13 protein-coding genes are annotated in these 15698 nt (G+C 63.8%); all 13 read left to right on the top strand.

The window, feature by feature from the left end:
* Positions 1-61: 61 nt before the first annotated feature.
* The 13 genes from J2X76_RS21195 to J2X76_RS21135 all read left to right on the top strand — a co-directional run bounded on the left by J2X76_RS21195 (position 62) and on the right by J2X76_RS21135 (position 15696).
* A complete protein-coding gene (locus tag J2X76_RS21195) occupies positions 62-1279 on the top strand; it encodes a deoxyguanosinetriphosphate triphosphohydrolase (RefSeq protein ID WP_310219267.1) in 1218 nt (405 codons plus the stop codon).
* A 62-nt stretch (positions 1280-1341) separates the two neighbouring features.
* Complete coding sequence (gene argS, locus J2X76_RS21190) at positions 1342-3099, top strand: arginine--tRNA ligase (protein WP_310219266.1); 1758 nt, start codon at positions 1342-1344, stop codon at positions 3097-3099.
* Between the two features lie 66 nt (positions 3100-3165).
* Complete coding sequence (locus J2X76_RS21185; protein WP_310219265.1) at positions 3166-6447, top strand: SPOR domain-containing protein; 3282 nt, start codon at positions 3166-3168, stop codon at positions 6445-6447.
* Positions 6448-6523: 76 nt separating this feature from the next.
* Entirely contained in the window at positions 6524-7540 is a 1017-nt protein-coding gene (gene nagZ, locus J2X76_RS21180; RefSeq protein WP_310219264.1) for a beta-N-acetylhexosaminidase, read from the top strand.
* A 27-nt stretch (positions 7541-7567) separates the two neighbouring features.
* On the top strand, positions 7568-8422 hold the full coding sequence (locus J2X76_RS21175; RefSeq protein ID WP_113282940.1) for a ScpA family protein: 855 nt from the start codon (positions 7568-7570) through the stop codon (positions 8420-8422).
* Between the two features lie 23 nt (positions 8423-8445).
* Positions 8446-9135: an SMC-Scp complex subunit ScpB gene (gene scpB, locus J2X76_RS21170; protein ID WP_310219385.1), complete on the top strand. Its 690-nt coding sequence runs from the start codon at positions 8446-8448 to the stop codon at positions 9133-9135.
* A 234-nt stretch (positions 9136-9369) separates the two neighbouring features.
* Positions 9370-9594, top strand: coding sequence for a twin-arginine translocase TatA/TatE family subunit (locus J2X76_RS21165; protein ID WP_113128869.1), 225 nt, complete (start codon positions 9370-9372; stop codon positions 9592-9594).
* 33 nt (positions 9595-9627) lie between these two features.
* Complete coding sequence (gene tatB / locus J2X76_RS21160; RefSeq protein WP_310219263.1) at positions 9628-10347, top strand: Sec-independent protein translocase protein TatB; 720 nt, start codon at positions 9628-9630, stop codon at positions 10345-10347.
* Complete coding sequence (tatC, locus tag J2X76_RS21155; RefSeq protein WP_113128871.1) at positions 10344-11168, top strand: twin-arginine translocase subunit TatC; 825 nt, start codon at positions 10344-10346, stop codon at positions 11166-11168. Before tatB ends, tatC begins: the two co-directional genes overlap by 4 nt.
* Positions 11169-11223: 55 nt before the next feature.
* Positions 11224-12507 carry a serine--tRNA ligase gene (gene serS / locus J2X76_RS21150; RefSeq protein ID WP_310219262.1) on the top strand — a complete coding sequence of 428 codons (1284 nt, stop codon included), beginning with the start codon at positions 11224-11226 and terminating at the stop codon, positions 12505-12507.
* A complete protein-coding gene (surE, locus tag J2X76_RS21145) occupies positions 12507-13277 on the top strand; it encodes a 5'/3'-nucleotidase SurE (protein WP_113128873.1) in 771 nt (256 codons plus the stop codon). Before serS ends, surE begins: the two co-directional genes overlap by 1 nt.
* Positions 13274-13924: a protein-L-isoaspartate(D-aspartate) O-methyltransferase gene (locus J2X76_RS21140; RefSeq protein ID WP_113128874.1), complete on the top strand. Its 651-nt coding sequence runs from the start codon at positions 13274-13276 to the stop codon at positions 13922-13924. Before surE ends, J2X76_RS21140 begins: the two co-directional genes overlap by 4 nt.
* Positions 13925-14073: 149 nt before the next feature.
* Entirely contained in the window at positions 14074-15696 is a 1623-nt protein-coding gene (locus J2X76_RS21135; RefSeq protein ID WP_113282936.1) for a peptidoglycan DD-metalloendopeptidase family protein, read from the top strand.
* Positions 15697-15698: the final 2 nt, after the last annotated feature.

Raw genomic sequence — 15698 nt, 5'->3', positions numbered from 1 at the left:
ATGAAGACGTGAAGGGCACGTCAATGGGCGGCAGGTTGGGGATGAACAAACGGGTGACGGCATGACGATCGATACCAGGGCGCTGGGTTTCGGCAGTGGCGAGCGGGCGGTCTATGCCGCCAATCCCTGGGCATCGCGAGGTCGGCTGTTTCCCGAGGATAGCAGCCTGACACGCTCCGAGTTCCAGCGCGACCGCGACCGCATCGTCCACACGACCGCATTCCGGCGGCTGAAGCACAAGACGCAGGTATTCATCAGCCCCGACGGCGACCATTACCGCACCCGGCTCACCCACACGGTCGAGGTGGCGCAGATCGCCCGAGCTCTCGCACGCGCCCTGAAACTCGACGAGGATCTCGCCGAGGGCGTGGCGCTGGTCCATGATTTCGGCCACACGCCGTTCGGCCATACCGGCGAGGACGCGCTGGACGAGATGCTGAAGCCCTATGGCGGTTTCGACCACAACGCCCAGTCGCTGCGCATCGTCACCAAGCTTGAGCGCCGTTATGCAGATTTCGACGGGCTCAATCTGACCTGGGAAAGCCTGGAAGGCCTCGTCAAGCACAACGGCCCGCTGCTGACCGAGACCGGCGAGGGGACGCGGGGCCCGGTGCCGCAGCCGATCCGCGACTATTGCGAACTGCATGACCTGGAACTCGCGAGCTTCGCCAGCCTCGAGGCGCAGGTGGCGGCGATCGCCGACGACATCGCCTACAACACCCATGACATCGACGACGGCTTGCGCTCCGGCCTGCTGACCTTCGAGATGCTGGACGACGTCCCGTTCCTCGCCAAACTGATGGCGGAGGTGAGGGCGCGTTATCCGCATCTCGAACCAAGCCGGTTCGCCCATGAGATCATGCGCCGGCAGATCACGCATATGGTCGAGGACGTCATCGACGTCGCGCAGCACAATCTGAACAAGGTGGCTCCGCAGAGCGCGGCAGACGTCCGTGCTGCGGGCCACGTGATCGCCACTTTCTCGCAGGAAATGGCCGAGACGGACCGCTGCATCAAGAAGCTGCTGTTCTCGCGTATCTACCGGCATCCGGACATCATGCGCATCCGCGCCGGCGCCTCCCGGATCGTCTCCGATCTCTTCAACGCCTATATGAACGATCCGTCGCTGATGCGCAGCCACTATTGGGTCAACCACATCTCCGGTCTCGGCGAGACCGCAAGGGCGCGCCATGTCGGCGATTATCTTGCCGGGATGACCGATACGTTCGCGATCAAGGCGCATGGCGAGCTGTTTGACCAGACTCCGGATTTGCGCTAGGCACCGCCACCAATGACACTGGCCAGCAAGGGTCCTCGGGCATGCCTCGGGGATGATTGAACATGAATCTCTTCGCCGACTTCGAAACTAGAATTAAGAACGCTTTGGAAACTCTTGATATCATCAAGGAAAAGCGAAGCGAGCTTGATTTCGGCCGTATCGCAGTCGAGCCGCCGCGCGACCAGAGCCACGGCGATGTGGCGACCAATGCCGCCATGGTGCTGGCAAAGCCGCTCGGCACCAATCCGCGGGCGCTTGCCGATATCATCGCCGAAGCGCTGCGTTCGGATGCCGATGTCAGCGAAGTTTCCGTGGCCGGCCCCGGTTTCATCAATATCCGGCTCGGCGCCGGTTACTGGCAGCGCGTGCTCGGTTCCATGATCGCCGAAGGCACCGACTACGGCCGCTCGACGGTCGGCGCCGACAGGAAGGCGAATGTCGAATACGTCTCGGCCAACCCGACCGGCCCGATGCATGTCGGCCATTGCCGCGGCGCGGTCGTCGGTGATGCGCTGGCGAACCTGATGGCGTTTGCCGGCTACGATGTGACCAAGGAATATTATATCAACGACGCCGGCAGCCAGATCGACGTTCTCGCCCGCTCGGTCTTCCTGCGTTACCGCGAGGCATTGGGCGAGACGATCGGCGAGATTCCCTCCGGTCTCTACCCGGGCGACTACCTCGTGCCGGTTGGGCAGGCGCTTGCGGAAGAATACGGTCCGCGCCTGCACAACATGCCGGAAGAGAGCTGGCTGCCGATCGTCAAGGACAAGGCGATCGACGCGATGATGGTGCTCATCCGCGACGACCTCGATGCGCTCAACGTCCATCACGACGTTTTCTATTCGGAGCGGACACTGCATGCCAATGGCGCGCAGCGCATCCGCCAGGCGATCAATGACCTCACCTTCAAGGGGCATGTCTACAAGGGCACGCTGCCGCCGCCGAAGGGTCAGTTGCCGGAAGACTGGGAGGACCGCGAGCAGACGCTGTTCCGTTCGACGGAAGTGGGCGACGACATGGACCGGCCACTGATCAAGTCGGACGGCAGCTATACTTACTTCGCCGCCGACGTTGCCTATTTCAAGGACAAGTTCGACCGCGGTTACGACGAGATGATCTATGTCCTCGGCGCCGACCATGGCGGCTACGTCAAGCGCCTGGAAGCTGTGGCGCGTGCCGTTTCCGGCGGCAAGGCCAAGCTCACCGTGCTCCTCTGCCAGCTCGTCAAGCTGTACCGCAACGGCGAGCCGGTGAAGATGTCGAAGCGTTCCGGCAACTTCGTGACGCTCCGTGACGTGGTCGACGAGGTCGGCCGCGACGCGGTGCGCTTCATGATGCTTTATCGCAAGAGCTCGGAGCCGCTCGATTTCGATTTCGCCAAGGTGACCGAGCAGTCGAAGGACAATCCGGTCTTCTACGTCCAGTATGCGCATGCACGCTGCTCGTCGGTGTTCCGGCAGGCCAAGGAAGCCTTCCCGGATCTGGACATTGATTCGCTCGACCTCAAGGGCTCAAGCGGCCTGATCAACGATCCGAACGAGATGCAGCTCGTTGCGAAGCTTGCGGAATATCCCCGGATTATCGAGGCTGCAGCCCAGGCGCAGGAGCCGCATCGGCTTGCTTTTTACCTCTATGATCTGGCAAGTTTCTTCCATGCGCACTGGAATAAAGGTAAGGAACAACCGGAATTACGTTTTGTTAATGATAAAAACCGAGAATTGAGCATTGCCAGACTTGGGCTGGTGCATGCTGTCGCCTCTGTTTTGAAGTCAGGACTTGCAATCACAGGCACTGCGGCACCGGAAGAAATGCGGTAGATATCGCCACCATTTCCCCACATTGCACTGGCATATGCGTTGTAATGTAGGTGAGTGGACGAGGTAATGGCCGATAACAACCTTGCGCGTAGCCGGAATGATTTGCCGGACTTCTTTGCCGATGATGACCCGCTGGCAGAACTCGCCCGCATCGTAGGCTACGACGATCTTCCCGTCGCTGCCAAGCCCGGATCATCTTCCGCCGATAATTCTTTTACGCGGCGGGAGCCGGCGTTCAATCTTGAGGACGAGCTTCTTCAGGAGTTCGAGCGTTATGACGCGCCGCGCCTCGACCCCATTCACGATATCGCTCTTGACGACGGTCCGCAGCACTTCGCCGAGCCCGCGCCGGATGTCGTGGTCGCCGCGCCGCCGGTAGAGCCGGAGGAGCTGGAATTCGTTCCGGCTGAACCGGCTGCCAGCGAGCCTCGGCAGGCCTTCTCGGCCGACGGCGAAATCCGCGATCGCGACGACCTTCAGTTCGGCGACGAGGAGCCGCCGCTGGCGGCGGATGCCGTCTATGAGCGCGCCGCTGCGGAACCGGTATTCGAGCCGGCTCCCGAAGCCGCGCATGTAGAGCCTGTTTTCGATCTGCCCGATTTTGCGGCTGCTGGCGCGATGTCGCCGGCCGCAACGGTCGAAGAGCCGGCAGAGGAATTCGATCTCGCGGCCGAGCTGGAAAATTCGATCGGGGCTGAGCCCGTTGCCGAGAGCCAGCCCGAAGTGATGGTCGAGCCCGAGGTCGCGTTCGAGCCTGTGACGCGGATCGAGCCCGAGGTGAAATTCGAACCCCGGGCTACGGTCGAGACGGAGCCGGCGTTCGAACCTGAAGCGGCATTTGAGCCTGAAGCGGGATACGAACCCGAAACCGGGTTTGAGCCGGAGGTTAAGGCCGAGAGAGGCAAGGGGGCCTACGTCCCCGGCTTCCGCATGCCGCTCACCAATTTCAGCGTGGCTCGAGATGTGGCTGCGGCTTCCGCGCCGGCGCCTGTCTCGGCGCCGCAGGTTGCCCCGTCTGCGCCGGTCGAGCATGCCGTCGAGCGACCGGTTCCGGACAACGTCCCGAGCCTCCAGCCGATGCCGGCACCCGTTGCCGAGCTGCAGGTTTCCTCAAAGTCTCCGGAAGTTCAGGCTCCAGAGCCGCAACGGAATGCGCCGGTCGCTGCGATACCGGTGGCAGAGCCTGTCGCATCGACCGCTCAGAATGCCGCTGCGCCACAAAAGGACCGGTTCTCCGCGCTGGATGAGCTGATCTACGACGTCCAGCGTTATTCGCTGCCGACATCGGCTGCGCAGCCATTTGCGGCCCCGGTCGCGAAAGCGGCCGAACCCACCGTAAAGCCCGCCGCCGCACCTGTCGCTCCCGCTGCCGCGGTTGTTGCGAGCCAGCCGGTTTCGGCGCCTTCGGTTGCCGAAGCGCGATCCCTGGACGAGAAGGATCCTTTCTCGGACGAGGAGTTCGAGTTGGCGCTCGACGGCCTCGAACTCGACCTTGCCGACATCGTCGTTGAAGAGGCGCAGAAACATCCGGTTGAGGCTAGGCCGCCGGTGGTCGCCGCTGTGAAGGCCGAACCTGCGCCTGCCGTCGCCCCGGCGATGGCGCAGCCGGCGCGTGTCGCACCCGTCACCGCTGCACCCGTCACCGCTGCACCCGTCGCCGCTGCGGCAGCGCCGGTCGCGGAGACGCAGGTTGCAGAAGAGCCCGAATCGGTCGGCGACCTGCCGTTCGATCCGGCCCAGATTGCCGATTCGGAAGACCAGGTGGAGGCGATCGCCGAACTCGACGTGCCGTCGCTGCCGGCCGAAGAGCCGGAGCAGCCGCCGGCATATCGTCCCGATTACGAACTCGACATCGATGCGGAGCTTGCGACGTTGCTGGCGACGCCGAACAAACCGGCCCCGGCACAGGTCCGCAAGCCGGAGATCGATATCGCACCGAGGGGCCAGCAGGCCGCCGCCGAGGCCGCCCGTTCGCCGAACTATACCGATCTCGACGATTTCGAGCGTGCGCTGGAAGAGGACTTCCGCCGCAGCCTGACGGCGCCGCTGCCGGCGGCCGAGCATGAGGAACTGCATTATTCCGACACCGACTATGTCGCGACGGTCGAGAACGCCCGCCGTTCCGTCCGCAGCTGGGCCGTGCCGCTGGTCGTTGCCGGCGTGGTGATTTTTGGTGGTGTCGGCGCCTATGCGGTCTTTGGCAGCCGTGTCGCCAGCGTCGTTTCGGGCGGTGAACCGGTCATCATTGCCGCCGATAACGAGCCGATCAAGATTGCTCCCGAGAATCCGGGCGGAAAGACGGTGCCGAACCAGGACAAGGCGGTCTACGATCGCGTTGCCGGTGTCTCGCCGAAGGATCCGAAGCAGCGCACCCTGATCTCCTCCAACGAGGAGCCGGTCGATGTGGTGCAGAAGACGCTGATGCCCGACACGTTGCCGCTTGAAGGTGAGAACGATATCGACCCGACCGACGTCGGCGAGACGCAGGATCCACGCCTTCTGCCTCAGGACCGCACTGCAGCCAACAACGGTTCCGCGGAGCAGCCTGTGACGGTCATGCCGCGCAAGGTCAAGACAATGATCGTTCGCCCGGACGGCAAGCTGGTCGAGCAGGAGATCGCGGCCCCGGCGCTCGCGGCACCTGAAACGGCCAAGCTGCCAGCCGCCGGCGCAAAGCCGGTCGAGACGGCAGCTGCCTTCCCTGAAAAGCTTCCGGCTTCCAACCCGGTTCGCACGCAACCCGTGCCGGCGACGTCGAATGCCGGTTCCGCCGGTGTGCTTCCGGTGTCGGCGCCCGCCAATCCGGCGGCGCCGGGCGAACACGTCAACGTGGTGCGGGCAAACTCGGTCACGCCGGCCGTCGCGGCCGCTCCCGCCCAGTCGTCCCCGGCTTCCGCTGCGACGGCCGTACAGGCGCCTGCGCCGGTCGCTCCGGTTCAGGCCTCCGCGCCTGCCGCCAAGGCTCCGGTTCCGATCGCACGTCCGGCTGAGCAGCCGGTCAACGTGGTCGCCGCCGTCACCGATCAGGGCAATGTGCGCGCTCCCGGCCAGCCAACGGCCGCGGCTCCGGCATCCGCGCCAAACCAGGTCGCTTCGCTGGGCTCCGGTGACTACGTCATCCAGATCGCCTCGCTGCCGTCCCAGGCGGAAGCCCAGAAATCCTACCAGAGCCTGTCGGCCAAGTTCGGCAGCGTCATCGGCGGCCGCGGTGTCGATATCAAGGCGGCCGAGCTTGCCGGCAAGGGCACGTTCTACCGCGTCCGCATTCCGGCCGGCAGCAAGAACGATGCCGTGGCGCTCTGCGAACGTTATCGCGCCGCCGGCGGGACCTGCCTGGTCGGCCGGTAAGACCGAAGAAACGAAATCGGACGGGGCGCTTGGCGCCCCGTTTTTCGTTGAGCCTCCAATGATCTAAGATCGAGCCATGAGCGAATCAAAAGCAATGATCCTGGGCTCCAGCGGCCCGACCCTCACCGCCGACGAAGTGGCGCTGTACCGGGACGAGCGCCCCTGGGGCTTTATCCTGTTTGCCCGCAATTGCGTCGAGCCGGCTCAGATAACCGATCTCGTCGCGTCCATGCGTGACGCCATCGGCAGGCCGGATGCGCCGGTGCTGATCGACCAGGAGGGCGGTCGCGTCCAGCGCATCCGTCCGCCGATGATCGAGCGTTATCCCTCGGCCGCGGTGCTTGGCGAACTGTACAGGCAGGATCGCGACAAGGGTCTCAGGGCAACCTGGCTGATGTCGCGACTGCATGCCTTCGACCTCATGAAATTCGGCATCAATGTCGATTGCCTGCCGGTCATCGACGTGCCGGTCGAGGGGGCGAGCAACGTCATCGGCGATCGCGCCTACGGTTTCGATCCGAAGACGGTGGCCGAAATGGGCCAGGCCGCCGCCGATGGCCTCAAGGCGGGCGGCATGCTGCCTGTGATGAAACACATGCCGGGTCACGGCCGCGGCATGGCCGACAGCCATCACGAATTGCCGGTGGTCACCGTCTCGCGCACCGAGCTCGAAGCGCATGATTTCCTGCCCTTCATCGCCATGAAGGACGAGCTGATGGCGATGAGCGCCCATATCGTCTTCACCGCAATCGACCCGGACGAGCCGGCAACCATTTCGCGCAAGGTGATCGACGAGATTATCCGCGGCCATATCGGCTTTGACGGGCTGCTGATGTCAGACGACACGTCGATGAACGCGCTGAAGGGCACGATCGGCGAGCGCGCCGCGAGAATCGTTGGGGGCGGATGCGATATTGTCTTGCATTGCAACGGCGTCATGGACGAAATGAAGGCTGTCGTGAAGGAAGCGATACCGCTTGCCGGGGATGCGTTGCGGCGGGCGAGGGCGGTGGAAGCGGCCTTCGGCGCGGGCGACGGCTTGAGCGAAGAGGCGGTCCGCGCGGAATTCCACGGTCTTCTCGCCGTCTCTTGACGGCTGTCGACAGGACAGGATTTGGGAATGGCCACAATGACATCGCAGGACGCCATTCCGATGGACAAGCTCTGGCAGGATGCCGGCGGCGCGGACCGGGCGACCGACGATCCGGCGCTGGTGATCGACGTCACCGGCTTCGAAGGTCCGCTCGACCTGCTCCTCCATCTTGCCCGTACCCAGAAGGTCGATCTTGCCCGCATCTCGGTGCTGGCGCTTGCCGAACAATATCTCCTGTTCATCGATAGCGCCCGCCGGGTGCGCATCGAACTGGCCGCCGACTATCTGGTCATGGCGGCGTGGCTCGCCTACCTCAAGTCCAAGCTCCTCATTCCGCAGCAGGCCAAGGGCGACGACGGGCCGAGCGGCGAGGAATTGGCGGCGACGCTTGCGTTCCGCCTGAAGCGCCTGGAGGCGATGCGCGAGGCTGCGACCCGGCTGATCAACCGCAACCGGCTCGGCCGCGACGTGTTTGCCCGCGGTGCGCCGGAACATATCCCGCACAACGTCGAATCCGCTTATGATGCGACGCTCTACGATCTGCTGTCGGCCTATGCCAACCTTCGGCAGCGCACCGCCGTCACCCAGGTGACGATCGAGAGGCGCAAGGTCTGGTCTCTGGTCGATGCCCGCGAGCTGCTCACCCGCATGCTGGGCGAGATCGTCGACTGGACGACGCTGCAGCACTATCTCTTGCCCTATCTTCCACCGGAGGATCGCGTCACGGCGACCGCCAGCGCCTTTGCCGCATCGCTGGAGCTGGTGCGCGAGGGCAAGCTCGAAATTCGCCAGGACGGCGCCTTCCAGCCGATCTACCTGCGCAAGGGGCCCGGGCCGCAGCCTCCCGTCCCGGCACAGCCCACCACGGGAGGCGTTGATTGACGCCGCAGGAGGATGACGACGATCTGACGATCGCCGACGAGGCGGGCGAGGAGCCGGTAGCTTTCTCGCTGGCGGAGGTCGAGCGGATCGCCGAGGCGCTGGTCTTTGCCTCCGCCGAGCCTGTATCCGAAGCGTTTCTGGCCGAACGCCTGCCACGCGGCACCAATGTGAATGCCGTCATGCAGCGGCTCGTGGAGATTTACGCTCCACGGGGCGTGAACCTGATCCGGACCGGCGACCGCTGGGCCTTCCGCACCGCCGCCGATCTCTCCTTCGTCATTCGCAACGACAGCGAAACCAAGAAACTGTCGCGCGCGGCGCTCGAAGTGCTCGCCATCATCGCCTATCACCAGCCGGTCACCCGTGCCGAGATCGAGGAGATCCGCGGTGTGCAGACATCGAAAGGCACGCTCGACGTACTGATGGAGGCGGGCTGGGTCCGCTTCCGGGGCCGCCGCCGCACTCCGGGGCGGCCGGTGACGCTCGGCACGACGCCTGATTTCCTCGACCATTTCGGTCTGGAAGAGCTGCGCGATCTCCCCGGTCTCGAAGAATTGAAGGGCGCCGGCCTGCTTTCCGGCCGCATCCCGCCGGGCTTTGCAATCCCCATCCCGGTCAATGTCGACGAGCTCTCCGACGACGAGGACCCGATCACGCAGCTTGATCTGGAGGAACTCGGACTGCTCACTCCGGGCGGTGATGCCGAGGAATAGCCTCCGTTTCCTTCGAAGGCCCGGACAGGCTGCGACCCGCCGACTGGAAGAGTGCGGCGAATGGAGCGCGTCCGTCTGTCGCACCGGATGCCGAAATCCCCGCATACACTCTCGGACGGTCAGCAGCCGTGTGCGACGGCGTCTCAAGAACGGACGCCCGTGGGACATTTTGGTGTTTGAAAAACCATCATAAAGAGCTTACATCGATGAAACGGTACTAATGGAGTTGGACTTATGGGTTCTTTCAGTGTGTGGCATTGGCTGATCGTTCTGGTCATCGTGCTTGTCCTCTTTGGACGCGGCAAGATTCCGGAGCTGATGGGCGATTTCGCCAAGGGCATCAAGAGCTTCAAGAAGGGCATGAGCGACGACGACGCCCCCGAGGCGAACGGCGCGACGACCACGGCAAAGACTGTCGATCTTAAGCCTGAAGAGGTCAAGGATACCACCCGGTCCTAATGGCCGGATGGCGGGTTCCAGGAGCCTCATTGAATGTTTGATATCGGCTGGACCGAGCTTCTCGTCATCGCGATCGTGCTGATCGTTGTGGTTGGTCCCAAGGATTTGCCGCCCATGCTCAGGGCCTTCGGCAAGATGACGACCAATCTGCGCAAGATGGCCGGTGAATTCCGCGCGCAATTCGACGAAGCGCTGAAGGAGTCGGAACTCGACGACGTGCGCAAGACGATTTCGGATGCGCAGCGCCTGAACCCGACGAATGCGCTGAGGGATGCGATCAACCCGCTGCGGCAGATGGGGCAGGATATCCGTGCCGATCTGCAGAAGGCGACGCAGATGCCGACCCCCGCCGCGAGCCCGACCGATATCGAGGCGCAGCAGGCCGTGGAGGGCACGTCGCCCATCGACGCCGCTCCTGAGATCCCGGCCAATTTCCCGTCGCCGGCCGCAAGCTCGACACCGGCGCCGGTAACGGCTCCTGCCCAGTCGGTGCCGGCCGCGCCGCAGCCAGTGGCAACTGCGGCCGTCGCGGAAAAGCCGAAACCGGTCCGCAAGACCGCGGCGCGGGTAAAACCCGTTGTCGAGACCGCTCCGGCTTCCGCCGCCCCGGCTGCGATTGTCGAGAAGCCGAAGCGCAGCCGCCCGGCGGCAAAGCCTGCACCCGCCGCCCAGGCTGTGGATGAAGCGTCCGTCAAGGCGCCGGTCCGCAAGCGGACGCCGAAGACGAAAGATACCCCGAAGGACGACGCATGAGCGGTGACATCGAAGACAAGCCGCAGCCGCTCATCGAGCATCTGATGGAGCTGCGCACCCGGCTGATCTGGTCGATCGGCGCGTTTTTCGTCGCCTTTGTGGTCTGCTTCTTCTTCGCCAAGCAGCTCTTCAACCTGCTTGTCGTGCCCTACAAATGGGCCGTCATCTGGGCCCATCTCGATCTTGCCAAGTCAGAGCTGATCTATACGGCGCCGCAGGAATTCTTCTTCACGCAGGTGAAGGTGGCGATGTTCGGCGCGCTGGTGATCGCCTTCCCGGTGATCGCCTCGCAGATTTACAAATTCGTGGCGCCCGGCCTCTACAAGAATGAACGGGCGGCCTTCCTGCCGTTCCTGATCGCTTCGCCGATCCTGTTCCTGATGGGCGGCGCGCTGGTCTATTTCTTCTTCACACCCATGGTCATGTGGTTCTTCCTCGCCATGCAGCAGGCGCCGACCGAAGGCGAAGTCGGGATCTCGCTTCTGCCGCGGGTTTCGGAATATCTGAGCCTGATCATGACGCTGGTCCTGTCCTTCGGCCTGGTGTTCCAGCTTCCGGTCATCACCACGCTGCTCGCCCGCGTCGGCATCCTGTCCAGCGACTGGCTGCGGCAGAAGCGCAAATACGCGATCGTGCTGGCCTTCGTGGTCGCCGCGGTGCTCACCCCGCCCGATCCGATGTCCCAGATCGGTCTTGCACTGCCGACCATCCTTCTCTACGAGATTTCCATCTACGCCGCACGACTCGTCGAGCGCAAACGTGCCGAGGAAAAGCTTTCGGAGCAGGAACCTTCGGATGTTGCGGAGACGGATAAGGCCTGAAGCCTTCCGGCCTGCCTGGCGAGTCCGCGGTGTTTCGCTCTAAAGGCAAGGCAAGATGCTCGATATCAAGTGGATCCGTGAAAACGAAGGGGCTCTCGACGCGGCGCTGAACAAGCGCGGTGCGGAGCCGATGGCGGCGACCCTGCTGGCGCTGGACGACACGCGCCGTTCCGTCATCCAGAAGCTTCAGGACATGCAGTCCCGCCGCAACGCCGCTTCCAAGGAGATCGGCATTGCGCTCGGGCAGAAGAATTCCGAGCTTGCCGAAAAATTGAAGGCCGAAGTCGCCTCCATCAAGGAGACGATGCCGGTTGCCGAGCAGGAAGAGCGCGACGCCGTCGCCGCCCTCGACGACGCCCTGTCGCGCATCCCGAACATTCCGCTCGACGACGTACCGGTCGGCAAGGACGAGCACGACAACGTCGTCAAGCGCGTCGTCGGCGAAAAGCCGCGCTGGAACCATACGGCCAAGGAACACTACGAGATCGGCGAAGCGCTCGGGATGATGGATTTCGAGCGCGCCACGAAGCTCTCGGGCTCGCGGTTTACCGTCCTGACGGGCCAGCTCGCCAGGCTCGAGAGGGCGCTTGGCCAGTTCATGATCGACCTGCACACGACGGAGCATGGCTATACGGAAGTTTCCTCGCCGCTGATGGTCAAGGGCGAGACCATGTACGGCACCGGCCAGCTGCCGAAGTTCGAGGAAGACCTCTTCAAGACGACGGACGGCCGTTACCTGATCCCGACGGCGGAGGTTACGCTCACCAACCTGGTATCCGGCGAAATGCTGGAACAGGAAAAGCTGCCGCTGCGCTTCACGGCACTGACGCCGTCCTTCCGTTCGGAAGCAGGTTCGGCCGGTCGCGATACGCGCGGCATGCTGCGCCAGCACCAGTTCTGGAAGTGCGAACTCGTGTCGGTCACCGACCAGGAATCGTCGATCGCCGAGCACGAGCGGATGACCGAATGCGCCGAGAACATGCTGAAGCGCCTCGGCCTGCATTTCCGCACCATGACGCTTTGCACCGGCGACATGGGCTTTGGTGCACGCAAGACTTACGACATCGAGGTCTGGCTGCCGGGCCAGGATACCTACCGCGAAATCTCGTCCTGCTCGGTCTGCGGCGATTTCCAGGGGCGTCGCATGAATGCGCGTTATCGCGCCAAGGACGACAAGACGCTGAAGTTCGTTCACACGCTGAACGGCTCGGGTGTGGCGGTCGGCCGCTGCCTGATCGCCGTCATGGAAAATTACCTGAACGAGGACGGTTCGGTCACAATTCCGGACGCGCTCCTGCCGTATATGGGTGGTCTGACCAAGATCGAACGGGCGGCCTGATGCGGATACTCCTGACCAATGATGACGGTATCCACGCCGAGGGCCTCGCCGTTCTCGAGCGGATAGCCCGAAAACTCTCGGACGATGTCTGGATCGTCGCGCCGGAAACCGACCAGAGCGGCCTTGCCCATTCGCTGACGCTCTCCGAGCCACTGCGTCTTCGCAAGGTGGGCGACAAGCATTTCGCACTGCGCGGCACGCCGACCGATTGCGTCATCATGGGCATCCGGGAAATCCTGCCGGAAAAGCCGGATCTCGTGCTTTCCGGCGTCAACGACGGCGCCAACATGGCCGATGACGTCACCTATTCGGGCACGATTGCCGGCGCGATCGAAGGCACGCTGCAAGGCGTGCGCTCGTTTGCGCTGAGCCAGGCGGTGCGCCGCGAGAACGGCCGTTATGCACCCTGGGAAGTTGCCGAATCCTACGCGCCGGATCTCATCCGCAAGCTGATCGATGTGGACCTTCCGGACGGTACCTTCCTCAACCTGAACTTCCCGAACTGCGAACCCGGCGAGGTGCAGGGTGTCGAAGTCACGTCGCAGGGCAAGCTCGATTTCGGCCTGACGATCGACGCCCGCAATGATGGCCGCGGTCTGCCCTATTACTGGCTGCGATTCGGAGAGCGGAAGGGGCATTTCCGCGACGGCACCGATATCCAGGCCATCAAGGAAAACAAGATTTCCGTCACGCCCCTGAAACTGGACCTGACCGATCATTCGGTTCAGGATCGTGTGGCGAAAGCATTGGGATTCGGAGCGGCCGATTGAAATCGGGCATGGTCGAAAAAGAGGGTTTTGCGGCGCTCGTGCTGCGCCTCAGGTCGGAAGGCATTTCCGACCTCGATCTGCTGACCGCCGTTGAACAGACGCCGCGGTCGCAGTTCGTGCCCGCGCCGCTTGCGGAAGACGCCTATTCCAGCCGTACCGTGCCGATCGATTGCGGGTCCTTCATGGAAGGCGCCGATCTGGCCGTGCGCTTGTTGCATCGCCTGCAGGTCAAACCCGGGCACAGGGTGCTCGAAATCGGCACCGGCAGCGGCTTCACCGCCGCCGTCATCGCCCGGATCGCCGAGCGGGTGCTGACCGTGGAGCGTTACCGCACCCTGGTCGCCGCCGCGCAGAACCGCATGGATGCGCTGGGGCTGCGCAATGTCGTCGTGCGCCAGGCCGACGGCGGCAACGGCATGCCGGGCGAGGGCACGTTCGACCGCATTTTTGTCACCGCAGCCTTCCCGTCGCTGCCGCGATTCTATGCCGAGCAGCTCACCCATGGCGGATCGATGGTTGCACCGTTGATGGACGGCGAGGCGTGCATGATGGTCCGCCTGACCAAGACCGGCAGCCGATTCGAGCGCGAGGATCTGTTCCCTGTGCCGTTTCTGCCGATCATTCCCCATATCGCGGCGGCCCTGTAGGGTCGTTTTGTTCCATGCCGCGCCGGCTCTTCAGCCGTCATGGTTATCAATTTCCCAAAAATATTAGAACAATGTGCGCCCTTTAACGGTGCAGTAAGACTAACGCGTTTTAATGACTCTCACGATGGTGGCGTATCTGTAGGCGAGTCATGCGTATGAAGAGTTCTCCGAAGTTCGGAAAATCTGTAATCAAATTTGCCGTCGCGGCACTGCTTGCCAGTGCGGCGACCGGGTGCAGTTCGGATGCGACGCGGTTCTCGGGGCTCTTTTCGAAATCCGACAATATCACGACGGCGTCCATACCGCAGCGACAGGGTGGCGGGGCCTATGGCCGCGCACCAACGCCGCAGGCCGATCTCGGCTCGGGGCAGGCTCAGGCCCTGCCGCCAATCCCGCGGAACGACTATGGTTCGCGCAATACCGCAATGGCTCAGCCCTATCCCGGCAATTCCGGCGGCTATACTTCACCGGCGCGCACCGCCTCCGCTCCGGTTGCGGTGCAGCGCTCCGAGTTGGCGGCTCCAGGCAGCGCCGCAGCACAGCGTAACGCCGCCCCGATGGCGCGTGATCCGGCGACCCGTCAGGAAGCGCTGGCCCAGCCGTTCCCCGGCCGTCAGCAGGCCGCCCACACGCTGGTCCCTCCGTCCGCCTCGACGCTGAAGGCCGACAATGTCGTCACCGGCACGACCGCAAAGCCGATGTCCGGCTGGTCCACGGTCAACGCGCCCAAGGTCACGCTGAGGCCTGGTGAGACGGTCTCGACCCTGTCCAAGCGTTATGGCGTTCCGGAAAAGGAAATCCTGAAGGCAAACGGCGGTGCCGTCGCCCCCGGCCAGGCGGTCCTCATCCCGACCTTCGGTACGGCGCAGAACTCCGCCAAGAATGCGGCCGGCACGATCGACCTCCAGAACAAGGCTCCGACACCAGCCCGCGAGCCCGAACAGAAGCTGGCGGTCCTGCCGACCCCGGCACGCGATAAGGCAGCCGCCGAACCGGCCAAGCTGACGCCTCCGGGCGGCAAGCCGATTGGCGGCACTTATGTGGTCAAGCCGGGCGACACGATCAACAAGATCGCCCGCGAGACCGGCACGCCGATCGACCAGTTGAAGGCCGCCAATAACCTGACTTCCGGCGGTGTCCGGGTCGGCCAGACGCTCAAGGTCGCGAACGGCTCTCCCGCGCCTGTCGCCGATCCGGTCAAGACCGCGTCCATTCCGCAGAAGCCGGCCGAAAAGGCTCCGGCTGCTGCCGCCAAGCCGGCAGTCGCCACGGCACCTGCTCAGGTCGCCCAGGTGTCCGTGGCACCGGCGGCAGCCAAGGCCGCCGTCGACAACGCATCGGTCGCCGAGGTGGAGAAGAAATCCGACGTCGCGTCGGCAGCCCCCCAGTCCACCGGCATCGGCAAGTATCGCTGGCCGGTCAACGGAGCCGTCATCGCCGGTTACGGCCAGAATGTCGACGGCAACCGCAATGACGGCATCGACATCTCGGTTCCGGAAGGCACGCCGATCAAGGCTGCCGAGAACGGCGTGGTCATCTATGCGGGCAACGGCCTGAAGCAGCTCGGCAATACGGTTCTCGTCCGTCACGACGACGGCAAGGTCACCGTCTATGGCCATGCCGGCAGCATCAACGTCACCCGCGGGCAGAAGATCACCCGTGGCCAGACGGTTGCCTCCTCCGGCATGAGCGGCGACGCCAAGCGCCCGCAGGTCCACTTCGAAGTCCGCAAGGACGCGACCCCGGTCAACCCGATTACCTTCCTTGAATAAGT

Source organism: Neorhizobium sp. 2083 (assembly GCF_031455615.1).
Taxonomy (GTDB): Bacteria; Pseudomonadota; Alphaproteobacteria; order Rhizobiales; family Rhizobiaceae; genus Neorhizobium.
Note: the sequence above shows the minus strand (reverse complement) of the source record. Positions and strands in the feature narration are given on the sequence as shown.